General features: G+C 75.4%; 24 protein-coding genes and 1 pseudogene. 15 read left to right on the plus strand and 10 right to left on the minus strand.

All coding sequences use genetic code 11. The annotated features are described in order from the left end of the window. Positions 1-5 precede the first annotated feature (5 nt). The 4 genes from hpf to MF406_RS06190 all read left to right on the plus strand — a co-directional run bounded on the left by hpf (position 6) and on the right by MF406_RS06190 (position 2,912). A complete protein-coding gene (gene hpf, locus MF406_RS06175; RefSeq protein ID WP_242897704.1) occupies positions 6-695 on the plus strand; it encodes a ribosome hibernation-promoting factor, HPF/YfiA family in 690 nt (229 codons plus the stop codon). A 254-nt stretch (positions 696-949) separates the two neighbouring features. Next, positions 950-1,906 carry a DUF72 domain-containing protein gene (locus MF406_RS06180; RefSeq protein ID WP_242897084.1) on the plus strand — a complete coding sequence of 319 codons (957 nt, stop codon included), beginning with the start codon at positions 950-952 and terminating at the stop codon, positions 1,904-1,906. Further along, on the plus strand, positions 1,903-2,607 hold the full coding sequence (locus MF406_RS06185; RefSeq protein WP_242897085.1) for a UdgX family uracil-DNA binding protein: 705 nt from the start codon (positions 1,903-1,905) through the stop codon (positions 2,605-2,607). The genes MF406_RS06180 and MF406_RS06185 overlap by 4 nt, the downstream gene beginning before the upstream one ends. A gap of 74 nt (positions 2,608-2,681) precedes the next feature. Further along, positions 2,682-2,912: a hypothetical protein gene (locus tag MF406_RS06190; protein WP_242897086.1), complete on the plus strand. Its 231-nt coding sequence runs from the start codon at positions 2,682-2,684 to the stop codon at positions 2,910-2,912. Between the two features lie 24 nt (positions 2,913-2,936). Here the strand turns inward: MF406_RS06190 and MF406_RS06195 are convergent, their stop codons facing one another. Both MF406_RS06195 and MF406_RS06200 read right to left on the minus strand, forming a co-directional pair. Continuing rightward, positions 2,937-3,392, minus strand: a complete 456-nt coding sequence (locus tag MF406_RS06195) for a type II toxin-antitoxin system VapC family toxin (protein WP_242897087.1) — start codon at positions 3,390-3,392, stop codon at positions 2,937-2,939. Continuing rightward, positions 3,362-3,628, minus strand: a complete 267-nt coding sequence (locus MF406_RS06200; RefSeq protein WP_242897089.1) for a hypothetical protein — start codon at positions 3,626-3,628, stop codon at positions 3,362-3,364. The genes MF406_RS06195 and MF406_RS06200 overlap by 31 nt, the downstream gene beginning before the upstream one ends. Positions 3,629-3,747: 119 nt before the next feature. Between MF406_RS06200 and MF406_RS06205 the strand changes: the two genes are divergently transcribed. After that, positions 3,748-5,022 carry a winged helix-turn-helix domain-containing protein gene (locus MF406_RS06205; protein ID WP_242897090.1) on the plus strand — a complete coding sequence of 425 codons (1,275 nt, stop codon included), beginning with the start codon at positions 3,748-3,750 and terminating at the stop codon, positions 5,020-5,022. Positions 5,023-5,234: 212 nt separating this feature from the next. Continuing rightward, positions 5,235-8,189, plus strand: coding sequence for a preprotein translocase subunit SecA (gene secA, locus MF406_RS06210; protein WP_242897091.1), 2,955 nt, complete (start codon positions 5,235-5,237; stop codon positions 8,187-8,189). Between the two features lie 270 nt (positions 8,190-8,459). Here secA and MF406_RS06215 read toward each other — a convergent pair whose 3' ends face one another. The 3 genes from MF406_RS06215 to MF406_RS06225 form a co-directional block, all read right to left on the minus strand. After that, positions 8,460-9,092, minus strand: coding sequence for a hypothetical protein (locus tag MF406_RS06215; protein ID WP_242897092.1), 633 nt, complete (start codon positions 9,090-9,092; stop codon positions 8,460-8,462). A 616-nt stretch (positions 9,093-9,708) separates the two neighbouring features. Beyond that, the gene (locus MF406_RS06220) at positions 9,709-10,290 is read right to left on the minus strand and encodes an Rv3235 family protein (protein WP_242897093.1); all 582 of its coding nucleotides are present in this window, start codon (positions 10,288-10,290) and stop codon (positions 9,709-9,711) included. Continuing rightward, complete coding sequence (locus MF406_RS06225; protein WP_242897094.1) at positions 10,287-11,084, minus strand: LysM peptidoglycan-binding domain-containing protein; 798 nt, start codon at positions 11,082-11,084, stop codon at positions 10,287-10,289. The genes MF406_RS06220 and MF406_RS06225 overlap by 4 nt, the downstream gene beginning before the upstream one ends. A gap of 369 nt (positions 11,085-11,453) precedes the next feature. Here MF406_RS06225 and MF406_RS06230 point away from each other — a divergent pair, with 369 nt between their 5' ends. Next, positions 11,454-11,966 (plus strand): hypothetical protein, encoded by a 513-nt coding sequence (locus MF406_RS06230; RefSeq protein WP_242897095.1) that lies wholly within the window; start codon positions 11,454-11,456, stop codon positions 11,964-11,966. A gap of 106 nt (positions 11,967-12,072) precedes the next feature. Here MF406_RS06230 and MF406_RS06235 read toward each other — a convergent pair. Beyond that, positions 12,073-12,270 (minus strand): annotated as a pseudogene (locus MF406_RS06235) (helix-turn-helix domain-containing protein); the annotation flags it as partial. A gap of 143 nt (positions 12,271-12,413) precedes the next feature. Between MF406_RS06235 and MF406_RS06240 the strand changes: the two are divergent. From MF406_RS06240 to MF406_RS06250, 3 genes are read left to right on the plus strand one after another with little or no spacing between them, the layout of a single operon-like run. Continuing rightward, entirely contained in the window at positions 12,414-13,103 is a 690-nt protein-coding gene (locus MF406_RS06240; RefSeq protein ID WP_242897096.1) for a hypothetical protein, read from the plus strand. Further along, positions 13,100-15,097: a hypothetical protein gene (locus MF406_RS06245; protein ID WP_242897097.1), complete on the plus strand. Its 1,998-nt coding sequence runs from the start codon at positions 13,100-13,102 to the stop codon at positions 15,095-15,097. The genes MF406_RS06240 and MF406_RS06245 overlap by 4 nt, the downstream gene beginning before the upstream one ends. Positions 15,098-15,152: 55 nt before the next feature. Continuing rightward, entirely contained in the window at positions 15,153-15,617 is a 465-nt protein-coding gene (locus MF406_RS06250) for a hypothetical protein (protein WP_242897098.1), read from the plus strand. A gap of 11 nt (positions 15,618-15,628) precedes the next feature. Here the strand turns inward: MF406_RS06250 and MF406_RS18870 are convergent, their stop codons facing one another. Both MF406_RS18870 and MF406_RS06265 read right to left on the minus strand, forming a co-directional pair. Continuing rightward, the gene (locus MF406_RS18870; protein ID WP_305852993.1) at positions 15,629-18,631 is read right to left on the minus strand and encodes an AAA family ATPase; all 3,003 of its coding nucleotides are present in this window, start codon (positions 18,629-18,631) and stop codon (positions 15,629-15,631) included. After that, positions 18,631-19,833, minus strand: coding sequence for an exonuclease SbcCD subunit D C-terminal domain-containing protein (locus MF406_RS06265; protein WP_242897099.1), 1,203 nt, complete (start codon positions 19,831-19,833; stop codon positions 18,631-18,633). The genes MF406_RS18870 and MF406_RS06265 overlap by 1 nt, the downstream gene beginning before the upstream one ends. 380 nt (positions 19,834-20,213) lie before the next feature. On the opposite strand from MF406_RS06265, the gene MF406_RS06270 reads away from it, so the two are divergent. From MF406_RS06270 to MF406_RS06285, 4 genes are all read left to right on the plus strand, one after another. Next, complete coding sequence (locus MF406_RS06270; protein ID WP_242897100.1) at positions 20,214-20,444, plus strand: glucose PTS transporter subunit EIIB; 231 nt, start codon at positions 20,214-20,216, stop codon at positions 20,442-20,444. A 25-nt stretch (positions 20,445-20,469) separates the two neighbouring features. Continuing rightward, positions 20,470-21,204, plus strand: coding sequence for an HAD family phosphatase (locus tag MF406_RS06275; RefSeq protein WP_242897101.1), 735 nt, complete (start codon positions 20,470-20,472; stop codon positions 21,202-21,204). A gap of 145 nt (positions 21,205-21,349) precedes the next feature. Then, a complete protein-coding gene (locus MF406_RS06280; RefSeq protein WP_242897102.1) occupies positions 21,350-21,625 on the plus strand; it encodes a type II toxin-antitoxin system prevent-host-death family antitoxin in 276 nt (91 codons plus the stop codon). Further along, positions 21,622-21,882: a type II toxin-antitoxin system RelE/ParE family toxin gene (locus tag MF406_RS06285; protein ID WP_242897103.1), complete on the plus strand. Its 261-nt coding sequence runs from the start codon at positions 21,622-21,624 to the stop codon at positions 21,880-21,882. Before MF406_RS06280 ends, MF406_RS06285 begins: the two co-directional genes overlap by 4 nt. 32 nt (positions 21,883-21,914) lie before the next feature. Here MF406_RS06285 and MF406_RS06290 read toward each other — a convergent pair whose 3' ends face one another. Together MF406_RS06290 and aztD are read right to left on the minus strand one after the other, a co-directional pair. Next, positions 21,915-23,963 carry a DUF222 domain-containing protein gene (locus MF406_RS06290; RefSeq protein ID WP_242897104.1) on the minus strand — a complete coding sequence of 683 codons (2,049 nt, stop codon included), beginning with the start codon at positions 23,961-23,963 and terminating at the stop codon, positions 21,915-21,917. Positions 23,964-24,122: 159 nt separating this feature from the next. Then, a complete protein-coding gene (aztD, locus tag MF406_RS06295) occupies positions 24,123-25,433 on the minus strand; it encodes a zinc metallochaperone AztD (protein WP_242897105.1) in 1,311 nt (436 codons plus the stop codon). Between the two features lie 412 nt (positions 25,434-25,845). Here aztD and MF406_RS06300 point away from each other — a divergent pair, with 412 nt between their 5' ends. Then, positions 25,846-26,010 carry a hypothetical protein gene (locus MF406_RS06300; protein ID WP_242897106.1) on the plus strand — a complete coding sequence of 55 codons (165 nt, stop codon included), beginning with the start codon at positions 25,846-25,848 and terminating at the stop codon, positions 26,008-26,010. Positions 26,011-26,100: the final 90 nt, after the last annotated feature.

The following is a 26,100-nucleotide window of genomic DNA, read 5'->3' on the forward strand; positions in this document are numbered from 1 at the left end:
TCCTCATGGAGATCGTCGTCAAGGGCCGGAACACCGAGATCGTCGACCGCTTCCGCAGCCACGTGGAGGACAAGCTCGCGAAGATCGAGCAGCTCGCCCCGCGGGCGCAGCGGGTGGACGTCGAGCTCACCCACGAGCGCAACCCCCGGCTGAGCGACCAGGCGGAGCGGATCGAGATCACCGTCCGGGACAAGGGGCCGGTGATCCGGGCCGAGGCGTGCGCCTCGAGCGAGTACGGCGCCCTCGACCTCGCCGCCGCGAAGCTCCAGGAGCGGCTGCGCCGGGCCCGTGACCGCCGCAAGGACCACCACCGGTACGCCACGCCGGCCCCGGTGGACGTCCCGGCGCCGGCCTCCGACGACACCACCGACGACGGCCCCGAGCGGCCCGTCCCGCCCAAGCGCCCCGGGGAGAGCGTGGAGGCCCAGCTGGGCGACTCCCCGGTCATCGTGCGGCAGAAGCTGCACGAGGCGAGGCCCATGTCGGTGGACCAGGCCCTGTACGAGATGGAGCTGGTCGGACACCCGTTCTACCTCTTCATCGACGAGGAGACCCGCCAGCCCTGCGCGGTCTACCACCGGCACGGCTGGACCTACGGGGTGATCCGGCTGGACACCGTCGTCGCCACTCCGGCCGCTGCGGCGGGCACGGCCACGGCCGGCCAGGTCAGCGAGGCGGTGCCGACGAGCGCCTGAGCCTGGTCGATCCCGGTCCAGGATGAGCACGACGGCGGCCGGGCCGGCCGGACGAGCGACCGGGCCGGCCGGTGAGAACGACGGCGACCGGCCGGCCGGACGAGCGACCGGGCCGGCCGCTGAGCACGACGGCGACCGGGCCGGCCGTGCGGTCCGCCGATGGGCGGTCGCACGGCCGGCCCCGGCACGTCCCGGGCGGCCCAGCCCCGTCCCGGCGCGCCGCCGGCACGGCGCCGGACCTAGAGTGCGGGACCATGGCGGGCGTCCACATCGGCATCTCCGGGTGGCGCTACCCGCCCTGGCGCGGGGTGTTCTACCCGCGCGGACTGCCGCAGCGGCGCGAGCTCGAGTACGTGGCCGGGCGCCTGTCGACGGTGGAGATCAACGGCTCCTTCTACTCCCTGCAGCGGCCGGAGAGCTACCGGGCCTGGTACGCGCAGACGCCGCCGGGGTTCGTCTTCGCGGTCAAGGGTGGCCGGTTCATCACCCACATGAAGAAGCTGCGCGACATCGAGACCGCCCTGGCCAACTTCTTCGCCTCCGGCGTGCTCGCCCTCGCCGACAAGCTCGGCCCGGTGCTCTGGCAGCTCCCGCCCGTGCTGGCCTTCGACCACGACCGCCTCGCCGCGTTCCTGGCCCAGCTGCCCCGCACCACCCTCGCCGCGGCGGACGTCGCCGCCGGGCACGACCAGCGGGTGAAGGAACCGGCCTGGACGAGCACCGACGCGGACCGGCCGGTGCGCCACGCGGTGGAGGTGCGGCACGAGAGCTACCGGGATCCGGCGTTCGCCGAGCTGCTCCGCGCGCACGACGTCGCCGTCGTCGTTGCGGACACGGCGGGCCGGTGGCCGGTGCTGGAGGAGCCGACGACGGACCTGGTGTACGTGCGCCTGCACGGGGACGAGGAGCTTTACACCAGCGGCTACACCGACGCCGCCCTGGACCGGTGGGCGCAGAAGATCCGTGCGTGGCACGCCGAGGACCGGGAGGTCTACGTGTACTTCGACAACGACGTCAAGGTCCGGGCACCGTTCGACGCCCTCGCCCTCGCCGGGCGGCTGGCCGATATCGCCGCCGTCCCGGGGTCCGCCACGGCCGGCGGCCCCGAGGCTGAAGCGGGCTTCGTGGCGGGAGCCGCGTCGGCCGCCGCCCCGGGGACTGCGGCGACCGCCGGCCCGGAGGCACCGGCCGCCGGGACGGAGGTCCGATGACCAGGGCCGCGCGCCCGGAGCGGCCGGGCGCCCAGGAGTGGGTGCCGCCCGACGGCGACCTCGCCGCGCTGCGGGCCGCCGCGCCGGGCTGCCGCGGGTGCGAGCTCTGGGCGGACGCCACCCAGGTCGTCTTCTCCGCCGGGGACGAGCGGGCCCGGATCGTCCTGGTCGGCGAGCAGCCCGGGGACCAGGAGGACCGCCGGGGCGAGCCGTTCGTGGGCCCGGCCGGCCGGGTCCTGGACGAGGCGCTGGCAGCCGCGGGCATCGACCCGGCCACCGTCTACTCGACCAACGCCGTCAAGCACTTCCGGTTCGTCGAGCGGGGCAAGCGGCGGCTGCACAAGACCCCGGGGGTCGCGCACGTCGAGGCCTGCCGGCCCTGGCTCGCGGCCGAGCTCGCCGCGGTGCGCCCGGACGTCGTCGTCTGCCTGGGCGGCACGGCCGCCCGGGCCGTTCTCGGACGGGACGTGCGGATCACCGCCGAGCGCGGCCGGGTCATGCCCGCCGGCACCGGCGACGGCGACGGCGGCGACAGCGACACCGGCGGGGACGGCACCGGTGACGGCGTCCCGGTCCTGGTCACTACCCACCCGTCGGCGGTGCTGCGGCTGCGGGGCAAAGAGGGCTGGCAGGAGGCCTTCGACGAGTTCGTCGCCGATCTGCGCACGGCGGCCGCCGTCATCGGTGGCCAGAAGGGCTGAGCTCAGTGTCGCCTAGGCTGACTGATTATGGACGGCGGCAGCGGTGACGACGGAAACGGCAGGCCAGCGCGGCTGTGACCAGCCGCGAGCAGGATGCGGTGCGGGTCTTGTTGTTGGTCGACGGCGCTGCCGAACCCCTGACCGCGTCGATCCGGGACGACGTCGCCCTGGCCGACGCTGTCGGAGTAGTGGAGGGGCAGCTTCGGCTGCAGAAGCTGGACTTCTGGCTACGGAGTCCCGACTTCCTCGCCGACGAGTTGCTCAACGTCGCCGCCGACGCGCTCGGGGTCGTCCGGATCGCGTGACCCTCGGCGCCGGACCGGCGACCGTTAGTCGGCTGACGCATCGATCTTCCCACCCGGTACGACGACCGAGAATCCTGCCGCCCGCGCGGCATCCGCCTGCCGCTTGTCATACGTCACGAACTCGGTCGCATTCACACGCTGGGCTGAAGCTACGTGAAGAGCATCGAAAGAGCGAAGGTACTGATCTGGGATGCTCATCGCGGCTCGTTCGATCCTCCGGTCGATAGGGATCAGGCTGACGCCCGCAAGCGTGTTCGCGACGGCACCCGGCACGTCATCGGCCGTGCCTTCGCGATGGAACCGCCGCGCGACCTCGACCTCTGTCACCGTCGCGGACACGAGCGCGGCGCCATGGTCGGCGACCGCCGCGTCCAGGTAGTCGACGAGGGCACTGCTCTCATTCTCGATGAGGACGCGCTTGACGACTGCCGACGTATCGACGTAGACGATCAGATCCTGTCCTCGCGCTCGGTCTCCCATTCCCACTCGCTCGTGGGGACCAGGGACGGTGTCACCCGACGGTACGGCTGTTCCGCCGGCATGAGTTCGCCGTTGTCGATGAGTGCTTGGACGTGGCGCCTCGTGCGGGCTTGCGCATCAGCAAAGTAAGCGTCCAGCGCGTCTCTGATCACGTCGGCCTGGGACCGGCGGGTACGACGTGCCTCGTCGGCAAGTGCCTTCTCACGTTCCGGGTCGAGGCGGAGATTCATGGCCATGACCGACGGTACCGCTGTGGTCGACGTGGTACTGACTCCCCGCGAGGCGTGGGGGCGCTGGTGCGGAGCGAACTTTGTGGTCGTTCACCGCCGTCAGTCCGGCAGTGCAGGATGGCGCCATGACCGACGCGCCCGCCCTCACCCCCGGACAGGCGCGCCGCATCGCCGTCGCCGCCCAGGGCCTGGACCGGCCCCGCCCAGCGCCCGGCACCGTCACCATGGCGCACCTGCAGCGGGTGATCGACCGCATCGCGCTGCTCCAGATCGACTCGGTCAACGTGCTCGCCCGGGCCCACCTGCTCCCGCTGTTCGCCCGGCTCGGCGGCTACGACGTCGCGCTGCTGGACCGGGCCACGGGCCGGGCGCCGCGGCGGCTGGTGGAGTTCTGGGCGCACGAGGCCTCCTACGTCCCGCCGCGGACCTACCAGCTCCTCCGCTGGCGGATGGATCGCTACCGCCGCCGCAATCACTGGGGCCGCGAGCTCGCCCACCACTCCGGCCTGGTCGAGGCGGTGCGCGACGTCGTCGCCGAGGCCGGCCCGGTCACCGCCCGGGAGGTGCACGCCGCCCTGGGCCACGCCCGCGGGGCCAAGGAGCACTGGGGGTGGAACTGGACGCCGGCCAAGCACGCCCTGGAGCACCTGTTCGAGGTGGGCGAGATCGCCGCGGCGTACCGCACCAGCCAGTTCGAGCGCGCCTACGACCTGACCGACCGCGTGCTGCCCGCCGCGGTCCTGGCCGAGCCGGTGCTGCCCGAGGAGGACGCCGTGCGCGCGCTCGTCGCCCTCAGCGCGCGCGCGCACGGCGTGGCCAGCGTCCGCTCGCTCGCCGACTACTTCCGGCTGCCGGCGGCGGCGACCGCCCGGGCGGTCGCCGAGCTGGTCGACGCCGGCACGCTCGAGCCGGTCACGGTCCGCGGGCTCGGCCGGCCCGCCTACCTGCACGCCGATGCGCGCCGGCCCCGCCGCACCGCCGCCCGCGCCCTGCTCGCCCCGTTCGACCCGCTCGTCTTCGAGCGCCGCCGCCTGGTGGCCGGCTGGGGCATGCACTACCGGATCGGCATCTACACCCCCGCCGGGCAGCGCACCCACGGCTACTACGTGCTGCCGTTCCTGCTCGGGGAGCACCTGGTCGGCCGGGTCGACCTCAAGGCCGACCGGGCCGCCGGGGTGCTGCGGGTGCGGGCCGCGCACGCCGAGGCACCGGCCGCCGTCCCCGGGCTGCCCGCCACCGGCGGCGGGGCGTGGCCCACGCCGGGGACGGTCGTGACGGAGCTGGCGGCCGAGCTCGCCGCGCTCGCCCGGTGGCTGGGGCTGGGGGAGGTCGTCGTGGACGCCGACGCCGGCGGTGACCTGGCCGCCCCGCTCGCCGTCCAGCGGGGGCTGCTCGGCTGAGGTGAGCCGGGGCACCGCCGGGCCGGCCGTGGCGCCGGTGAACCGGCGCCGCAGCCGGGCGGGGCCGCCGTCGGCGCAGGACCGGGCGCCGTCGTCCACACCCGCACCCGCCGACGACGACCACCGCCTACCATGGGACCGGGTGCGCCCGGCCGGGGTCACCTGCACCGGGGCGGTCCCCGGTGCCAGGAAGAGAAGCAGGAGCTCCACGCGTGCCGACGATCCTCGACAAGATCCTCCGAGCCGGCGAGGGACGCATCCTCAAGAAGCTCACCGCCATCGCCGACCAGGTCGACGCCCTCGGGGAGCCGTTCGGCGCGATGACCGACGCCGAGCTGCGCGAGGAGACCGACAAGTTCAAGGAGCGCCTGGCCGGCGGGGAGACCCTCGACGACCTGCTGCCCGAGGCCTTCGCCGCGGTGCGCGAGGCGGCCACCCGCACCCTGGGCCAGCGGCACTTCCGGGTGCAGATCATGGGCGGCGCCGCCCTCCACCTGGGCAACATCGCGGAGATGAAGACCGGCGAGGGCAAGACCCTGGTCGCCACCCTGCCCAGCTACCTCAACGCGCTGACCGGCAAGGGCGTGCACGTCGTCACCGTCAACGACTACCTGGCCGGCTACCAGAGCGAGCTCATGGGCCGGGTGTACCGCTTCCTCGGCATGAGCACCGGCACCATCCTCTCCGGGCAGAAGCCGGACGAGCGGCGCGAGCAGTACGCCGCCGACATCACCTACGGCACCAACAACGAGTTCGGCTTCGACTACCTGCGCGACAACATGGCCTGGTCCACCGACGAGCTCGTCCAGCGCGGGCACAGCTTCGCCATCGTCGACGAGGTGGACTCCATCCTCATCGACGAGGCCCGGACCCCGCTGATCATCTCCGGCCCGGCCTCCGGCGACGTGAACAAGTGGTACTCCGAGTTCGCCCGCATCGTCACCCGGATGACCCGGGAGGAGGACTACGAGGTCGACGAGAAGAAGCGCACCGTCGGCGTCCTCGAGCCGGGGATCGAGAAGGTGGAGGACTACCTCGGGATCGAGAACCTCTACGAGTCCCTCAACACCCCGCTCATCGGGTTCCTCAACAACGCCATCAAGGCGAAGGAGCTGTTCAAGCGGGACAAGGACTACATCGTCGACCGCGGCGAGGTGCTCATCGTCGACGAGCACACCGGCCGCGTCCTCGCCGGGCGCCGCTACAACGAGGGCATGCACCAGGCGATCGAGGCCAAGGAGGGGGTGGCCATCAAGGCCGAGAACCAGACCCTGGCCACCATCACCCTGCAGAACTACTTCCGGCTGTACGACAAGCTCTCCGGCATGACCGGCACCGCCGAGACCGAGGCGGCCGAGTTCGCCAGCACCTACAAGATCGGCGTCGTGCCCATCCCGACGAACCGGCCGATGATCCGCAAGGACCAGTCCGACCTCGTCTACAAGGGCGTGAAGCAGAAGTACGCCGCCATCGTCGAGGACGTCGCCGAGCGCAACGCCGCGGGCCAGCCCGTCCTGCTCGGGACCACCAGCGTGGAGAAGTCCGAGGTGGTCTCCCGCCTGCTCGCCGAGCGCGGGGTGCGCCACGAGGTCCTCAACGCCAAGCAGCACGCCCGGGAGGCCGCCGTCGTCGCCATGGCCGGGCGCAAGGGTGCCGTCACCGTGGCCACCAACATGGCCGGCCGCGGCACCGACATCATGCTCGGCGGCAACGCCGAGTACCTCGCCGTCGCCGCCCTGAAGGAGCGCGGCCTGGACCCGACGGAGACCCCGGAGGAGTACGAGGAGGCCTGGCCCGCGGCGCTGGAGTCGGCGCAGGAGGCGGTGAAGGCCGAGCACGACGAGGTCGTCGGGCTCGGCGGGCTGTACGTGCTGGGCACCGAGCGGCACGAGTCCCGCCGGATCGACAACCAGCTCCGCGGCCGCTCCGGCCGGCAGGGCGACCCGGGGGAGTCCCGCTTCTACCTGTCCCTCGAGGACGACCTCATGCGCCTGTTCAACTCCGGGCTGGCGATGCGGGTGATGGACGGCGGCGCCTACCCCGACGACATGCCGCTGGAGCACAAGTTCGTCTCCAAGGGCATCGCCTCGGCGCAGAGCCAGATCGAGGCCCGCAACTTCGAGATCCGCAAGAACGTCCTGAAGTACGACGACGTGCTGTCCCGCCAGCGCGAGGTCGTCTACGAGGCGCGCCGCCGGGTGCTGTCCGGGGAGGACCTCGAGCAGCAGGTCCGCGGCTTCATCGACGACGTCATCGCCGGCGTGGTGACCGAGCACACCGCCGAGGGCACCCCGGAGCAGTGGGACCTGGACACCTTGTTCAGCGAGCTGAAGACCGTCTACCCGGTGTCGATCACGCCCGAGGACGTCGTGGAGGAGGCCGGCAACGCCACCCGGGTGACCCGGGAGATGCTGGTCGAGGAGCTGCGCTCCGACGCCGCCCTGGCCTACCAGGCGCGCGAGGCCGAGCTCGGCGAGGCCGTCATGCGCCAGCTCGAGCGGCGCGTCGTGCTCTCCGTGCTGGACCGCAAGTGGCGCGAGCACCTGTACGAGATGGACTACCTCAAGGAGGGCATCGGGCTGCGGGCGATGGCCCAGCGCGACCCGCTCGTGGAGTACCAGCAGGAGGGCTACCAGCTCTTCCAGGCGATGAACGAGGCCATCAAGGAGGAGTCGGTCCGGTACCTGTTCAACCTGGAGGTCAAGCCCTCGGCGCCGGCCGCGGGCGCGGGTGGGCCGGTGATCACCGCGGGGTCGGCCGCGGCGACGGCGGCCGGTACCGCGGTCCCCGCCGCCTCGGGTGGGGACGGGGTGCCGGCGGGTGCCGCGCGCACGTCTGGCGACGGCGTCCCGGCGGGTGCCGCGGCAGGCGGCGGTGCGGCCGGCAACGGTGTGCCCGTGGGCGCTGCGGCGGGCAGGGGTGACGGCGTGCCGGCGGGTGCGGCCGGCTCGGGAGACGGCGTCCCGGCGGGGGCCGCCGGCTCCGGCGACGGCATGCCCGACCTCCTCGGGCTCGAGGCGCCCGAGCGGCCCAAGAACCTCACCTACTCGGCGTCGGCCACCGACGGCGCGGTGGAGACCAGCAGCGACGGCGCGCCGGTCGGCGCGCAGGGCGGCAACCGCGAGCAGCGGCGGGCGGCGGCGAAGGCGGCCAAGAAGCGCCGCTGACCGGATATTCGGCCTTTCACCTGGACCATCCCGGTCGGGGCGGAGCCGCGTATCGTGCGGTAATTCACCGATGCACGGCTTCCGGTCGGGAGGCATGCTGAAGGTCACTGCGACAAGATCCGGGGCGAGATGGTCCGAAGCGCTGCCGGACCAGGTGGGAGGAGCAACCCGTAAGATCGAGGGCACACACATTCATGCATGCAGCTTCAAGGGTCTGCGTAGGTCCAAATAGGCCAACCACCCCGAGTTTCGTCGTGACCGACGCGCAGGTTACGGAATCTGGAACGAGACGTCGTTGACGAGGATCTCGGCTAGCCAAGTATTTCCTGCGTCAGCCACAGCAACGTAGTCCTCCGCCACGGCCTCCGGCTCAGCCGTGACTGCAGCCTGAAGTAGCGATGCCGAGAACGCGAGCTCAGCGAGCTCCACCGCACCGTGGCAGCCAGCTTGGTCATTATCGCCGGCACCCTCGACCGTGTCGTAGAAGGCCTCAACCATCTCCTGGTGGTCGGCGGCCCCGCGCGAGGCAATCACCCGTTCCCAACTGCGTGTTACGAGCGGGGCTACACGCGCGGACGAAGCGCAAATCTGTGCGCCTGCAGCGGCTTCCAGTTGTTCCTGCGTCAACGTTTGTACGGCAGTGGGATCAGGAGAAGGAGTTGGAGTAGGCGCCGAGGAGGTGGCCTCAGCCGATTGTCCAGTTCCGGCAGGCTCCTCCACCTTTCGCTCTCCAGCGCAACCACCTACGACCAGTGTTGCTGCTACCAAAAACGAAAGTCCTACTTTTCGAATGTTCATGGTCCCCATCAACTGTAGTAGAAACGCGGAAAGCACCGCCAGAACGACGTGCATGCCCCGCCGACTCGATAGCGACGCGGATGTCGGAGTGTCCTCCTCACTCATCCGAGCAGCGTATGCCCGCCAAGGACTTCTGTCGAGGCTTTGCGCGGCTAACCTAAGTGTGGTTCGCGAAGCAGGTCTCGTGTGCCTCGGGCGAGTGCTGCTCGCGACTGGGCCGGGAGGGTGGGCTGGCCGGATGGGTCGGTTGTCGATCGGTGCCAAACGTGAGATCACCAAGCAGTACGCTGGCGAGGTACGCCGCGGCGGACAAGGGCAGGATTCTTGATGAACTGCGGTGCGGGGCCGGGTTGGCGCGGCCAACGCGCGCCGCACCCTGACGGTGCCATGGGGCCGGGGGGCCGAAACGGTTGCGCCGGCCATCTGCAAAGGGCACCCCTGCCGTCTACGCCATCGGGGCCGAACGACGACTGAACCGCCGCCGCCCGCTGCGCACTCTCGGGGGCAACTAGCGAGGCTCTGCTTAACGGGCACATCCTTTGGTAGGTGTTGGCCGACGTGACCCTTCCCCACCGGTGCCGCGCCTCTCCGGAGAGCGGGGCCTCCTCGAACTGATGGGCGTTTGTCCCGGTCGGAGCCGCCTTCTGCGTTGCTTCCCGACACCCTCGCCACCGGCCAGCCTGCTCAGGCGGCCGCGACCGACGCACCTCACCGACGGCCGTCAGCCGATCTCCAGCGCCGTCGCGCGCCACCGGCCACGGTGCACCTCCAGCCGCACCGCCGCCCCGCGCACCCGCTCGCCGTCGTGCAGGACGACGGCGGCCTCCACCGCACCCGGCGCGACCTCGCACACCCGGACCCGGCGCACGATGGCCGGCCGGGTGCGCACGGGCCGGCCCAGGACCCGAACAGCCAGGCCGGCGCGGCGCGCGAGCGCCTCGTAGAGGTCGGCGGTGAGCCAGCGGCCGAGCTGGGCCGCCGGCCGGACGCCGAGCAGCACCTCCACGCACGAGCGGGCGAGCGCGCCCGCCCACCGGCCCGGGTCCGGGAGCGGCTCCTCGGCCGTGACCGTGGACGGGGCGCCGGCCGCGCCGGCCGCACCCGCCGGGGCGGCGTCCGCGTCCGGCGCGGCGGGCTCCGGGGCCGGCCCGGCGAACCGCAGCCGGTCCCAGGGCCGGGCGGTGGATGTGCGGGGCACCTCTGCGGTGCCGACCCCGTGCTCGGGCGGGCGCACACCGGGCAGGGCACGGCCGGCGACGGTGGGGCGGGTGACGGTGGGGCGGGTGACGGTGGCGGTGCTCATGGCGACTCCTGGGCTGGCGGGGCCTGCAGCTGCTGGCCGGGATGGATGAGGTCGGGATCCGGGCCGATCACCGCCCGGTTCGCCGCGTACCAGCGCGGCCACTCCGCGGCGATGGCCGCGTCGTCGGCGCCGGGCGGCAGGTGCGCGGCCGCGATGCGCCACAGCGAGTCCCCTGGGACCACGGTGTGGACCGCCTCGGTGTGGTGGGGCACGACGTCCGGTGCGGGCACGGCGCCTGGCGCTGGCTCGGCTCCCGTAATCGGGGCCGGCGCCGCACCCGGTGCCGTGGCGGGGGCCTGGGTCGGCCGGGTTGGTGCCGGCGGGTCGGGCGCCGGCTCGGGCGACGGCGTGGGTGTCGGCGTGGTCTGCACCGTGGCGCCCCAGCCGAGGTCCTCCGGCGGTGGCTCCTGGTCAGCCGCCGCGCCAGCGCCGAGGGAGGACAGCCCGAGCCCGGTGGCCGCCGTCGTGACCAGGGCGTGGCGCAGCACCGGGGCTCCCCACCGCCGCACCAGCGTCTCGGCCGCGCCGATGGAGCTGCCCGCTGCCCGGGCGAGGTGGAGCGCCACGCCGGCTGCGCACGTGAGCACGTACCAGCCGGCGACCACGGCCCCGACGGTGAGCGCGCCGGCGGCGACGACGTCGGGCAGCACCGCGCCGGTGGCGTCCGGCCAGGCGCCCACCACCGCCCGCACCGCGGCCACCGTCCGCCCCGCCAGCACGACGCACAGCACCGCGCTGAGCACGAGGAGCGCGAGCAGCCCACCCAGGCCCGGTCTTGGAGCACCACGGGTCATCCCTGGCCCCTCTCAACGCGCCGATCGTGGCTGATGATGCAGTTTGGTGCTGTTCGGTGGCCATAGGTGTACGCCGACCCGGTCGCCGTGTAAACCCCTCCGGGCAGGGTCGGTGGAAAACCGCCAGGGCCAGGCCGGTGGTGGACGGGCGCAGCACGGTGGATGGTGCGGCACGGGGACAGGGGTCGGTGCGCCCTGCTGCTGGGGCCGACCTCCCTGCGCCCGGCTCCCGGGCGCCCGGGCGGCCACCGATCTCGGTCGCCCGGTCGCCGTCGGGAGCGCCCGTCGCTTCCTCGGCCGTCCCGGTCGGCGACACTCGTCGCCGTTGCCCCTACCGTGGCCGCGCCCCGTGCCTTACGGTTCCTGTCCATGAGCTGGGAAGCCCTGCTCGAGGACCTGCAAAGCCAGTTCGACGCAGCGCTGCGTACGGAGGACGACGAGCTCGTCGTCGAGCTCACCGAGGCCGAGGTGGGAGCCGTCCACCTCGCCGACCGGGTGCGGGCCCGGCTGGGCGAGGAGCTGGTGGTGCGGCTGCGCACCGGCACCCATGTCCGCGGCCGGCTGCTCGACGCCGCCCCCCAGTGGCTCCTGCTGGACGACGACGGGCGGCGGGTCCTCGTCCCGCTCGACGCCGTCGCGACGGTTTCACCGTTGGGCGCCGCCGCTCCCGACCCGGGCGACGCCGAGCGGCGCCTGCGGGTGACGCACGTGCTGCGGATGCTGGCCCGTCAGGGCACCCGGCTGCGGGTGACCAGCGAGGCCGGGGACTACGTGGGATGGGTGGTCCGGGTGGGGGCCGACCACCTGGACCTGCGCACCGACCGTGACGGGGAGGTGCTGAGCCTGGCGCTCAGCGCCGTGCTGATGGTGAGCCACCCGTGAGGGCGTCGCCGTCGGGACCGCCGCCGCGCGGCAGCGGACCGTGCGGCACCGCACCGTCGTGCACCCCGCCGTCGTGCTCCGCGCCGTGGACCCCGCCGTCCGGCTCCGCGCCGATCCGCTCCCGGGTCCGGGCGTACTGCTGCTGGATGTACTCCTCCAGCGCGGAGATCTCCACCCGCCACTGGTTCCGGCCCCCCACCTGGATGGCCGGGAGCTCGCCCGAGCGCACCAGGACGCGCACCTGCGCCACGGAGACCGCCAGGGACTCCGCGACGTCGGCGAGCGTAAGGAACCGTTGCGCCATGGCGGCATCTTCCCACTCCCGCCGGGTATCGACGGGCATCCACGCCGTCCTGTGGACAACGCCGGGCACCCTCCGGCACCCAGGACGCACCATGGAGCCTCGCGTCCACCGAGGGACCGCGAGCCCACGGAGGGAGCAGGACCGTGACGGCTGAGGACCGGGCGCAGCTGCGCCGGCTGCGCCGACCCACCTGGCGCGACCCCCGGCTCGGGATCGGCGTGCTGCTCGTCGCCGGCTCGGTCGCGCTGGGCACCTGGGCGGTGCGCGACGCCGCCGGCACGGTGCAGGTCTACGCCACCCGGGACGCCGTCACCCCCGGGGACGCCATCGACGGCGAGGACCTGACGGTCCAGGACGTCCGGCTCGGCGGCCCGCAGGACCGCTACCTACGGGTGGCGGACGGGCTGCCCGACGCCGCGGTGGCGCTGCGGGCGCTGGGCCCCGGGGAGCTGCTGCCGCGCAGCGCCCTCGGCGAGGCCACCGCCGTGGACCTGCGCCCGGTGGTCGTCCCCCTGGGGGCCGCCGTGCCCGCCGACGTCGGCCCGGGCACCACCGTGGACCTCTGGCTGACCCCACCGCCGCCCACCGGCGGCCCGCAGGACCCGCAGGCCCCCGAGCCCGTCCCCGAGATGCTCGCCGCCGACCTCCTCGTCGCCGACATCGTCCGCGAGGAGTCGATGCTCGCCGGCGGGACCGGGGTGTCCGCCGAGCTCCTCGTGCCCGCGGAGGACCTGCCCGGGGTGCTCGCCGCCCTGCCGGCCGAGGGCCAGCTCGTCATCGTCCCCACCTTCGGTGCCGGCGTCCCGGCCGCCGCGACCGGGGCCGGCTCGTGACCGTCGGCGTCCTGCTCGCCCTCACCGACGCCCGCGAGGGCGAGCTCGTCCGCGCCCTCGACGCCCCGGGGTCGGGCGTGCGGGTGGTCCGCCGCTGCGCCGACGTCCCGGAGGTGCTCGCCGCCGCGGGGGCCGGGCTCGGTGCCGTCGCCGTCGTCTCCGCGGACCTGCCCGGCGTGGACCGCACGGTGGTGGCCCGGCTCGACGACGCCGGCGTGCGCTGCGTGCTGGTCGCCGCGCCCGAGGACCTGGACCGGTGCCGGGCGCTGGGTGCCACCGCCGTCGCCGCGAGCACCGAGGACATCGCGGCGCTCGCCGACCTGGTCGCCTGGCTCGCGCACGAGGCTCCGCCGCCGGCCGGGCAGACGGCGGCCGGGCCGTCGTCGGCCGGGCCGACGGCGGCCGGGGCGGCCGGCGGGGGGCCGGCTGGGGCGGGGACGACGGGGGCTGGGGCGGCCGGGGCGGAGCCGACGGCGGCCGGAAGGGGCTGGGCGGATCGGGCCGCGGCGAACGGCATCACCGGTCGGAGCGGCCACGACCCGGCCGGCCCGGAAGTCTGGCCGGGCAACGGCGAACGGCACCCCGCCGCGCGGGGTGGCACCGGGGCCAGCGCCACGACGCCGGCGGGCGGGACGACGGTGGACGGTGGGACGGCACGGCCGGATGACGCGGGCCGCAGCGCCGCGCGGCCGGATGAGGCGGTGCGGCCGGGTGAGACGGCGCGGCCGGGTGAGGCGGCACCGACCGGTGGCTGGGCACCCGCCGGTGGGACGCCGTCGGCCGAGAGCGGTCAGCCGGCGGGCGGCGGGCCCGCGCCGCCGCCCCACGCAGGCCACAGATCCACCACCCCGGGCACCGCGGTCGTCCCGACGGGCCGCACCGCCGGGCGACCCGGCACCCGCCTGCCGGCGCCGACCGGCCGGGGCTCCGCGGCCCGTCGGCGGGAGCGGCTCGGCCGGAGCGGTGCCGCTGGCCGGAGCCGTGCCGCGGTCGCCGACCCGCCGGCTGCCCCAGCCCCGCCCCGACCTGGCCGGCTTGTGGTGGTGTGGGGGCCGGTCGGCGCCCCCGGGCGCAGCACGGTGGCCGTGACCCTCGCCGCGGAGCTCGCCGCCCTGACCGGCGGCGCGCTGCTCGTCGACGCGGACACCGAGGCCCCGTCGCTCACCCAGCTGCTTGGCCTGCTCGAGGACACCTCGGCGATCGCCGCGGTGTGCCGGCAGGCCGCCCACGGCCGGCTCGACGTCGCCACCCTGGAGCGGCTGTGCCCGGTCCTCGACGGCGGCCTGCGGGTGATGACCGGGCTGACCCGGCCGGACCGCTGGCGCGAGCTGCCGGCGGCCGCGCTCGACGTGGTGTGGGAGGTGGCCCGCGCCGCCACCGGGTGGACGGTCGTGGACGTGGGCGCCGCCGTCGACGACGACGGCCCGGACGCCACGCTGGGCCCGCGGCGGCACCAGGCCACCACGGCCGCCCTCCGCGCGGCCGACGTGGTCGTCGTCGTGGGGGCCGGCGAGCCGGTGGGGATGCGCCGCCTCGTCCTGGCCCTCGGCGAGCTCACCGACCGCGCGCTGCTCAGCCCCGGCGCCCGGCGGGTCGTCGTGGCCAACCGCGTGCGGGCGGCCACTGCCGGCCCGCGGCCGGAGCAGGCCGTCCACGAGGCCCTCGTCCGGTTCGCCGGCGTGCCCGATGCGGTCATCGTCCCCGACGACCGCGCGGCGCTGGACCGGGCCGTCCTGCAGGGCCGGACGCTGGCCGACGTCGACCCGACCTCACCGGCCTACCTCGCCCTCGCCGGCCTCGCCGCCGACCTGGCCGGCACCGGCCCCGTCCGCCGCCGCGGCCGGGCGTCCTGGCTCCGGCGGCTCAGCGCCGCACCGCGGGGCGCTGCCGCCACGCCGGCCCCGCCCGGACCGCCGCCTGCGCCGCCCCCGCCCCCGCCGGCGCCGGTCCCCTCCGCGGCAGCCCAGGACCGGTCGGACCGGCCGGCCTCCTGATACCTGGGCCGGACCGGTCCCGCCCGCCGGCGCCGAGGCAGGGGAGACTGCCCCCATGCGCCTGTACCTGCCCGCCACGACAGCCGACCTCCGCGCCGAGACGCTCGCGCCCCCCTGGGCGCACGCCGTCACGGCCGCACTGCGGGCCGCGCTGCCGGAGGAGGACGAGGAGGCTCTCGAGATGGTCGCCACCCTCGCCGCCGCCGACGACTCCGTGCGCCTGATCGCCGCGCGCGGGGCGGCGCCGCGCCGCCTCGTCGCCGCCGCGGAGGTGCCCGCCTCCGCCGTGCGGGCCGACGTGGCCCGCGGCCCGGACCAGCTGCCGAGCGTCGTCGAGCTCCGCGCGCCGGTGCCGTGGGGGTGGGTGGTGTCCCTGCACCTCGACGAGGCGGCCGCCGCCGAGGACGTCGCGGCCGCGGCCGCCGGGGACGACGACGCGTTCGAGCGGGCCGCCGAGCGGGACCTGCTGTGGTACGACGTCACCGAACTGGCCGAGCTGCGGCGCGAGGTCGCCGGCTAGCGATCCCGCCGTCAGCAGTGCACGGTCAGCGACGACCCCCCGCCGGGCAGCCGGCGCACGGCGACGCGCTCGGCGATGCGGTCCTTCAGGTCGGCGACGTGCGAGACGATGCCCACCGCCCGGCCGCCGTCGCGCAGCCGGCCGAGCTCGGCCATGACCGCGTCGAGGGTCACCGGGTCGAGCGAGCCGAACCCCTCGTCGATGAACAGGGTGCCGAGCTCGACCCCGCCCGCCTCGGCGCGGACCACGTCGGCCAGGCCCAGCGCCAGGCACAACGAGACGTAGAACGTCTCCCCGCCGGAGAGGGTGCGGGGGTCGCGCGCGGTCTCGGTCTGGTGGTCGCGCACCTGCAGGCCCAGGCCGGCCCGGGGCGAGCGCTGGCCGCCCTCGCGCTCGTCGATCCGCTCCAGCGCGTACCGCCCGTCGGAGACCACCGTCAGCCGGTCGTTGGCGGCGGCGACGACGTCCTCGAAGCGGCGCAGCAGCACGTAGGTGGCCAGCGTGGTGCTGATGGTATTGCCGTCCCCGGCGGTGGCCAGCGCGGCGGCGCGCAGCACGGGTGCGGCGCGGCTGGTCAGCTCGGCGCTCTCGGCGAGGGCGGTCCGGAGCCGGTCGGCGGCGGCGGCGCACTGCTCCGCCCGGACCCGGGCCTCCCGGGCCGCCGCGCTGGCGGCGGTGAGCGCCTGCAGGGCGGTGGCGTGTGCGGCGTCCGCGGCCGGTACATCGGCCGTCTCGGCGCCCGTCAGGCCGGCGACGGCGGGCTCGGCCAGGCCGTCGGCCACCCGGGCGAGCGCCGAGCGGTGCTGCTGGACGCGCCGCTCCAGCGCCGCCTGGTCCGCGGCGGGCAGGGTCCCGGCCCGGACGGCGGCGGCGTCGGGCAGCCCGGCGGCGGCGAGCGCGGCGGTGAGCCGTTCCTCGGCGTCGGCGAGGGCGGCGTCGGCGGCCCGGCGCTCCCGGGCCGCGTCCTGCAGCCGCCGGGCCGTCTCGGCCCGGGCGGTGAGCCGCCGGGCCCACTCGGCCACGGAGGGGGCGCCGGCGCGGCCGGCCGCGCACCGCTCGGTGTCGGCCGCCAGCTGGGCCGCCTGGCCCGCGACCCGCTCGGTCCCGGCGGCGTGGGCCGCGGCGGCGGTGGCGTGGGCGTCGGTCAGCCGCGCGGTCTCGGCGTCGAACTCGGCGAGCTCGGCGGTGAGCTCGGCGCTGCGGACGATGGCGTCGGTGGCCGCGCGCACCGCCTCCTCGGCCGCGGCCAGCTCGGCCTGGGCGGCGGGGACGTCCCGACCGCCGGCCCCGTCGTCGGCGGCGGCGAGCCGTTCCCGCAGGGCGGCCACCCGGGCGCCGAGCTCGGTGAGGGTCCGTTCGGCCGTCTCCCGGGCGGCGGCAGCTGCCTCCACGTCTGCGGTGCTGGTGCCCGGGCTGGCCGGGGCGGGCACCGGGTGCTCCGCCGCCCCGCACACCGGGCACGGGTCGCCGTCGGCCAGCCCGGCGGCCAGCGCGCCCGCCATGCCGGCCACCCAGGCCCGGCGGGCGGCCCGCTCGACGTCGGCGCGCTGTTCCGCCGTCCGGGCGGCCGTGGCGAGCTCGGTCTGGGCGGCGGTGAGCTCGCGGGTACGGTCCTCGACGGCGCGTGCGGCGGTCAGCACCCGGCCGGCCGCGGCGACCGCTGCCTCGGCACGGGCCCGCTCGGCGCCGGCGCCGCGCAGCTCCCCGAGCGCGTCCTCCCGGGCCGCGCGGCCGGCCGGCCGCACGGCCAGCGCGACCGCCAGCGCCTCCAGGTGCTCGGCGTCGCGGCCCAGGGCGGCCCGGGCCCGGGCGAGGGCGTCCGCCCGGGCCGGCAGGCCCTCCTCGAGCGTGACGAGCTCGGCCAGCGCGCCGGCGGCGGCGGTGGCGGCCTCGTGCGCGGCCGTCAGGTCGACCGACTCGTCGGCCAGGTCCGCGTCCGGACCGGCGGCCGTGGCGCCGAGCAGGTCCCGGTGGCTCGCGGCGGCCGCCGCGGCACGCTCGCCCGCCTGCTCCCGGGCCGCGACGGCGGAGACGGCCGTGGCCGCCCGGCGCGCGCGATCCAGCCGCTCGGCCGCCGTCGTCACCGCCGGCTCCGCCGCGGCCAGGGCAGCCTGCTCGGCGAGCAGCGCGCCGCGCCGGGCGAGCGCCGCGGCGAGCTCGCGCTGGTCGCGCAGGTGCTCCCGGGCCACCCGCTCGGTGTCCGCGGCCGCGTCCCGGTCGGCCTCGGCCGCGCTCGCCCGGCACTCGTGCGCCCCGACCGCCTCGTCCGCCGCGCGGGTCAGCGTGGCCGCGTCACCGTCCTCGGCGGCGCCCACCACGGCCGCCGCGTCGGTCTCCACGAGCCCGGCGGCCGAGGCAAAGGCGCGGGCGGCGGTCACCGTGCCGGCGCGGGCGGCGTCCAGCCGGCCGCGTTCCCGCCGGGCGTCCTCGGCGAGCTGGCGCTGCAGCCGCTCGTACACCGCCGTCCCGAACACCTCCTGCAGCACGGTGCGCCGGTCCTCCGGCCGGGCCCGCAGGAATGACGCGAACTGGCCCTGGGGCAGGACCACCGTCTGGGTGAACTGCGCACGGTCAAGGACCACGATGCGCCGCAGCTCGCTGCCCACCTCCTGCACGTGGGCGGAGACCGGGTCCCCGCCGTCCTGGTCCGGCCGGGCGAGTCGCCAGAGCTTCGCGCGGGCCCTCTGCGGGGTGAACCCCCCGCCCCGCTTGGGGCGCTGGTGGGCGGGGGAGCGCCACACCCGGAAGACCCCGGCCCCGGTGGACATGACGAGCTCGACGAAGGGCTCGACGCCGGGGGCGGCGTGGTGGGAGGGCAGCCGGTCCGACGAGGAGTCCGCGTCGGCGACGACGCCGTACAGGGCGAAGACGATGGCGTCGATGAGGGTGGACTTCCCGGCGCCGGTGGGTCCTTCGAGGAGGAAGAGCCCGGACGCGGACAGGGCGTCGAGGTCCACGGTGTGCCGGCCCGGGAAGGGGCCGATTGCCTGCAGGGTGAGCCGGTGGATCCGCATCAGGCGCTCCGTTCCGTCGCGAGGACCGTCTCGTAGGCCGCGGCCACCGCGGCGAGCTCGGCCGCCGTCGCCGGGCGCCCGCCGGCGGCGGCGAGGAAGTCGGCCGCCACGGCCAGCGGGTCCTGCCCGGCCGTGACGGTCCGGGCGCCCGCCCGGGCCGGTGCGTTCGCCGGCCGGTGCTGCACGACCAGGGCGTGCGGGAAGCGGCGGGTCACCTGCGCCCACAGGTCCAGCGGGCGGACGTCGTCGGTGACCGTTACCCGCAGCCAGTCCTGCGCGACGGCGTCGAGCGCCGGGCCGAGGAGCTCGGCCAGCGGGCCGGTGACGTCCCCGAGCCGGCGCGGCACCGGGGCCGGGACCAGCTCCACCGAGGTCACCCCGGCCGGGCCGAGCTCGACCAGGGCGGTGGACTTGCGGTGCCGGGCCTCGGAGAAGGAGAACGCCAGCGGGGAGCCGGCGTAGCGCATCACCGGGTCGGTGCCCTCCCGGCCGACCCGCTGCGGGCCGTGCAGGTGCCCGAGCGCGACGTAGTCCAACGCGTCAGCGGGCCCGAAGACGCCCGAGGGCACCGAGTCCACGCCGCCGACCCGGATGTCCCGCTCGGACTCGCTCGCGGCGCCGCCGGTGACGAAGGTGTGCGCGAGGAGCACGGCGGGGACCCGGGCGCCGTCGTCCCGGCGCCGGCCAGCCAGGTCCGCGTGCACCCGGCGCAGCGCGGCGGCGGTGACGGCCTGGTGGGACCGGACGGGGCGGCGGGGCCCGTCCTCGCTGGGCTCGGCCAGCGCGTCCCGGGTCAGGTCCGGGTCGAGGTAGGGCAGGGCGTAGACGTAGGCGCCGGTCCCGCCGTCGGCGTCGGGCAGGTTGACCGGGGTGGCGGCCCCGGCGACGGCGGCCCGCACGGCCAGCCGGTCCCGGAACAGGCCGGCGCCGAAGCCCAGCCGGGTGGCCGAGTCGTGGTTGCCCGGGGTGAGCACCACCCGGGTGCGGGCGGTCAGCCGGGCGAGCGCGTCGGAGAGGAGCTCGACGGACGCCACCGGCGGGACGGCACGGTCGTAGACGTCCCCGGCGACCACGACGGCGTCCACCGCCGCGGCGTCGACCAGGTCCACCAGGTGGTCGAGGAAGGCTGCGTGGTGGTCGTGCAGGTCCACCCCGTGCAGCGTGCGCCCCAGGTGCCAGTCCGAGGTGTGCAGGATCCTCATGCCGCCGACGCTAACCGCGGCCACCGACATCGCCCGGGCACGGCGCGCCGTCGGTGCTGACCGGACGGCCGAGGTCGGCGACGGCGCCGCCACCAGACCGGCCGGGGCGGTGGTGGCGCGACCCACTCGGTCTGGTCGAGACGGGCGACGGCGCCGCTCACCCGACCAGTCGGGGTGGTGGCGGCGCGACCACTCGGCCTGGTCGAGACGGGTGACGACGCCCACCCGGCCCGCCGCACCGCCCGCCTTGACAGCGCTGCCCGGCCGGGGTCTGATCAGAACCGACTGGGTCAGCAGGGCCCGGGGCGGGCGCCCGAGGGCGCACGGCGGGACCGCCCGCCGTCGGCACACGACCGGTGGTCGTGACGGAGGAGCACAACATGAGCCAGGCCGAGCAGATCCTCGCCGCCCTCGGCGGGGACGCGAACGTCCTCGACCTCGAGGCCTGCATCACCCGCCTGCGGGTGGAGGTGGAGGACCCGGCGCGGGTGGACGAGGACGCGCTGCGTGCGGCCGGCGCGTTCGGCGTCGTGCAGCAGGGCAGCGCGGTGCAGGTGGTGGTCGGCCCGCAGGCGGACACCATCGCGGAGGACATCGAGGACCTGCGGTGACCGCCCGCCGCCCCGCCGCTGCCACGTGAGCGACGCCGTCGCCCGGCTCGCCGCCACCCTCATCGAACCCGGCGCGGCCCTGCTGCTGGACATGGACGGCACGCTCGTGAACTCAGAGCCCGCCCACCGCGCCGCCTTCCGGCGGTACTTCGCCGAGCGCGGCTGGCCCCTGCCCGCGGAGGTGCTCGCCGCCTTCGGGGGGCGCCGTGCCGCGGACGTCTTCGCCGCCCTGGACGGTCCCTGGGCGGGGGAGGACGGCGTTGCGCTGGCGGCTGCGGTGACCGCCCGCCTCGACCTGGTCGCCGACCCACCGGTGCCGGTGCCGGGCGCGGCCGACGCCATTCGTGGCTGGCACGCCGCCGGTATGCCCATCGCCGTCGTCACCTCCGCCGGTCGGGCGTGGACGCAGCACGTGCTGGACCTCCTCGAGGTCGGTGACCTCGGCCTGACCCTGGTGACCGCCGAGGACACCCCCACCGGGAAGCCGGACCCGGCGCCCTACGCTCTCGCGGTGCGGCGCCTCGGCGCCGACGCCGCCGCCTGCCTCGCCGCCGAGGACACCCCCGCCGGGCTCACCGCCGCCCGCGGCGCCGGAGTTGGACACCTGCTCGGGATGACGACCTCGGCGCCGCCGGAGGCGCTCCTCGACGCCGGCGCGCACGCCACCGCGCCCGACCTCACCGCGCTCGCGGCCGCTGCGCGCGGGGTGGGCACGGACGGGTGGCTGCTGCCGGAGCCGGACGACGTCGTCCGGCCCTGATCGGGGCGCCCGGCAAGTGGGCCCGGGATCACGGGACCCCGGTGGTGGTGTCGGTGGCGCGAGTTGAGAGCCCGCCGCGATGGACACCTCTTGCTCAGGATGTGCACGGACTGTACAAGCGGCATGACTGTCGTACTATCTGTACATGAGCGCAGTGGAAGAGATCAGCGTGTCGAGTGCCCGGGAGAATCTGGCGGGCATCATCGATGCGGTGGGTGCCGAGCATCGGCCGGTCTTTCTCACACGTCGAGGACGGCGGGTCGCGGCACTTGTCGACGCCGACGACCTCGACAACCTTCTCGACCTTGCCGAGGACATGGCGGACATCCGTGCCGCCGCTGCCGCTCGGGAGGAGATGCGAAGCACTGGTCAGGAGCCGATCCCGTGGGAGAGCGTCAAGGTTGATCTCGGGCTGGCATGACTTACCGGATCTCCCTCGCACCCTCGGCGGCACGAGAACTGCGGAAGCTCGAACCGCAGGCGCGTCGCCGGATACAGGCGGCGCTCGAGCTCCTGAGCGAGAACCCCCGGCCGCCGGCGGCTACTCAACTGGTCGGGGGTGCCGGCGAGTGGCGTGTCCGGACAGGTGCGTACCGGATCGTGTATGAGATCCACGACGCGGACCTTCTCGTGCTCGTCCTCCGCGCCGCTCATCGGCGCGAGGTCTACCGTCGCTGAGGTCCGCGCCGGCGTCCTGAGGCAGGCGTGGCTCAGAAGGGGATGGGTTGGTCGGGGGCGTAGGGGTCGGGCCCGTCCCGGCCGCCCTGGTCGGGCTGGTGGGGCTGGTTGCGCCAGGGGCCGGGGGGCCGGATGGGCTGGCGGGGGTAGCGGTGGCCGGTGGGGGCGGTCCAGGTGATGACGCCGGTGGTGGGGTCGCGGGAGACGGACCACCCCCCGGAGGTCTTGGCCTCGTGGTGGCCGGTGCAGCCGGCGTGGAGGTTCTCCCTCGTGGTCTGCTCGAGCAGGCCGGCCAGGGCGTGGTCGAAAGCGGCGATGTGGTCGATCTGGCAGCGCCCGGCGGGGATCCGGCAGCCGGTGAACGTACACGTCACGTCCCGGGCGATGATGGTGCGGGTCAGGTCCGCCCCGGGGCGGTAGGTCTTGGTGCCCAGGGCGAGGAACTCTCCGGTGGCGGCGTCGGTGAACATTGCCCGCCAGGTGGCGTCCTGGGCGATCTGCCGGGCCAGGTCGGCCGGGATGGGCCCGTACCCGGCGAGCTCGGCGACCTGGTCGTCCAGGCCGAGGAGGGTGCCGGCGGCGACGGTGACCTGCAGGTGCGGGCGGCGGCCGTGCTGGGTGGGCAGGGGCGTGCCGGCGGGGCTGGTGCCGGTGTTGAGGATGCCGGTGAAGACGTCGGTGAGGGCGTCGGCGCGGCGCTGGTCCAGGGTGCGGGTCTCCCCGGGGGCCTTGGCGGCCGCGGCGAGGGCGTCCAGGGCGACCCGGACCACCTCGGCGTTGTCCGCGCGGAGGTAGGCGCTGACCCAGGCCATGGTGTCATCGGCCGGCTCGACCATCACCCGGCGCTTGGCGTAGGCGGCCTGGTGGCGGCGTTCGGCGGCGGCGACGTCGGCCTCCAGGGCGGCCCGGCGGATCTCCTCACGGAGCTGGGGGGCGGTGAGGTCCCCGGCGCCGGGCAGCACCCGGCGGTGCACGCGGCGGCGGTCGGCGTCGGGCAGGGCGGGCTCGGCGGTGCAGAGCACCTCGGCCTTGCGCGCGTCGATCTCACCGCGGGTGAGGGCGTCGGCCACGGCCGGGAAGCTCTCCAGGGTCAGGGCCAGGCCGACCTTGGCCTCGGCGGCGTACTGGGTGGTGTGCAGGCGGGCCTCGACCTCGAAGATCGCGCCCCGGTGCCTGATGCTGCTGCCCGGCCGGCCCCGGGTGCGGCGGGCGTGCAGCTCGGCCAGCGCCCTTGCCTGCTGGGAGGTCACCCAGGCGGACAGGCGTTCCCACCCGGCGATCATCTCCACCACCGTGGCGTCATCGGCATCGGCCAGGCTCGCCCCGGCCAGCCTCTGGGCCAGCCCCGGACCGGGCACGGTCCGCTCCAACGCCGCCGCCGCCGCCGAGAACACCCCCCGCACCGACGATGACGACCGAGCACCACCGGCACCAGCACCACCGCCGTCGTCAGCGCCGTCTGCGTCTGCGTCTGCGTCGTCCTGCCCGGCGGCCGGCGCGGCCTGCCCGGCGGCCGGCGCGGCCTGCTCAGCGGCGGCCTGGGCGTCCTGCCGTGCAGGTTCCCGGCCACCGGCCTCATGGTCGGCGGGAGTCAGGGTGGGGACCTCACCGTCGGGGGCGGTGGGCTGCGGCCCAGCGGGGTCGGCCACGCCGGCAGCGGCGAGCGCGGCGCCGACCTCCTCGGCCATCTCCATCGCCAGCCGTGCCTCGGCGGTGGCGACCGCGGACCACAGCACCGTCACCGCCACGAACATGCCCAGGGCGGCGTCGTTGACCACCCGGACCGAGACCGGCGAACCCTCCCCGGTCCCGCGCCCGCCCTCACCGTCCATACCCGCGACGGTAGGACCGACCACCGACATCGCCGCCCGGCCGCCGTCGGCGGCGTCGTGCTGGTCCTGCCCGTCCATGCCCTCGACGGTAGGACCGGCCACCGACATCGCCGCCCGACCGCCGTCAGTGGCGGCGCTGGCGCTGCGCTGGGGCTGTCCGTCCATACCCTCGACGGTAGGACCGGCCACCGACATCGCCGCGCAGCCGCCGTCGGCGGCACTGGCGTCGTGCTGGGCCTGCCCGTCCATACCCTCGACGGTAGGACCGGCCACCGACATCGCAGATGGCGCCTCGAGCCAGCCGGACGGGGCAGCGTCGTGGCCGCGACACCGGTGGTGTCGCGGCCACGACGTGTCGTGCGCGGGCGTCCAGGTCAGCCCTGGTCGTTCGGGCCCCGAATGGCCGCCCTATTCGGCGGAGTGCTCGTCCTCGGCGTGCTCGTTGTGGTCGTGGGCGTCGCTCTCGCCGTACTTGGTCGACCCCTCCTCGACGTTCCCGGAGATGCCGTTGATCTCGATGGGCTCGACGTCTAGCTCAGTGCTCAGCCACGTCTCGCCGGTCTCGATGTCCACGGCATGGATGGCTCGCTCGGCGGGGTCGGTGACGTAGGCCGAGCCGTCGAGCATGAAGATCGCCGGGCGCGGGGACTGCCACTCGTCGGGCTCTTCCCACTCGTCGATGACGGGGATGGACCTGACCAGCGTCTTGCTCGCCGGGTCGATGACGTGGATCTGGCCGTCGGTGCCCAGGACGAGCGCCTCGCCGTCCTCGCCGCGGGCCAGCGACCGGAAGGTGTAGCTCGCGGGCAGGTCCACGAGCGTCATCTCGCCGGTCTCGGTGTCCGTGAGCGAGACTCGCGTGGGCCGCTCCAGCTCGGCGTCCGGGTCCGACTTGTAGTCGCCGAGCACGACGCTGGACTCCTCGCTGCCGGCCTGGTTGCCGACGCGTCCGTAGGCGTCGGGGCTGTCGACCTTGGTGATGGCGCCGTCCTTGTAGATCAGCCCCCCGTCCTCGCAGCCGATCAGCACGGCCTCGTCAGCGGCGACGGCCTCGCCGTGCACCCCGGGGCACTCGTCGGACGACGCGATCTCCTCGTCGTTCTCGTCCAGCACGCGGATGCCCGTGCGTGCCTCCTCGGTGCCCTCCGAGACGACGAGGGTGCCGTCGGCCAGCTCGACCGCCACCCCGTGGTGGGCCTCGGGGGTGCTGTACCGCCGAGCCTCGCGCCCTGGGTCGGCGACGCTGCTGGCGTCAACGACCGTCACCTCCCCGGTGCCGTCGTCGAAGAGCGCGACGCGCCCCCCGTGGGCCACGACGTGGCCGGGCTTGTCCGCCTCGAGCACGACGTCGGTCAGCTCGGGGTCGGCCGAGTAGTAGTGCGAGTGGTCACCGTGCGGCTCGGCCCACGCACCGGCGTCCAGGACCCGGAACCCACCCGCGGTGGAGACCAGGAGGTGCCGGCCGTCACCGGCGCCGTTGAGTCGGTTGAAGCCGTCGAGCTCGAGCTGGCCGACGGTCTCCAGGGTTCCGGCGTCGAGCACCTGGATCCCGCCGTCATAGGTGATGGTGAGGCGGGGGGTGTACGTGGACTCCTCCGTCGCCTGGTTCTCCGCCGCCTCCGTCGTCTGTGAAGCCGCGCCATCGGCGCTAGGTGCGGCCTCGCCCGAGGAGCAGGCGGTCAGAGCTAGGAGGGGCAGGACGAGGCCGAGGGCGACCACGCCCCTCGATCGTGAGTGGGTTCGCGCGGTGGGTGTCATTCGGTTCTTCGCTCCGCCGGCGCTGGCGAGGACGGAGCTTGCTCCTTTCCTGAACGGTGCATGGAGCGGCTGGGGCCGCGGCGCAGACGCTACCAGAAATGAGAATCCTTCTCAGTTGGCCGCCAATGCCCCGGCCCGCGAGCACGGCCCCGCGATCGCGTGCAGATCCCGCCGCCAGAGCGCGATGCGGGTGCCGAATCAGTTGCCGGAGCGGGTTCCGCTGTACCGGCAGCTCGACCGACGAGATGCGGTCCAGCCACCTCCACCGGCCGCAAGCGACAGCGCTCTCGGCCGGGAGGACCGACCCGGAGGGTAAGGCTGCCGCTGCTGGTGCAGGTCGACGGCGGCCCGCCCGGCTCCGGCCACGGCCGCGGTGAGCACCGGCATGCACTGCCGGGCGAGCGGTGGCTTCGTCGGCGTCGACCTCGGCGGCTCCACCGGCTACCGGGCGCGCCTGGTGGCCCGCCTCCCGCTCGACGGCGAGCGGCACGGATCCCGGCGGGCGGAGATCGTCCGCCGGGCCTGGACGCGGAGCTGAACTCCGGCCCAGGTCCTCGGCTTCAGCCTGCCGGCGGCGGATGACATCGAGCCGGTGGCGGTCGAGAACCTCTATCCCCGGCAGGCTTGA

The sequence above is a fragment of the Georgenia sp. TF02-10 genome (assembly GCF_022759505.1).
Taxonomy (GTDB): domain Bacteria; phylum Actinomycetota; class Actinomycetes; order Actinomycetales; family Actinomycetaceae; genus TF02-10.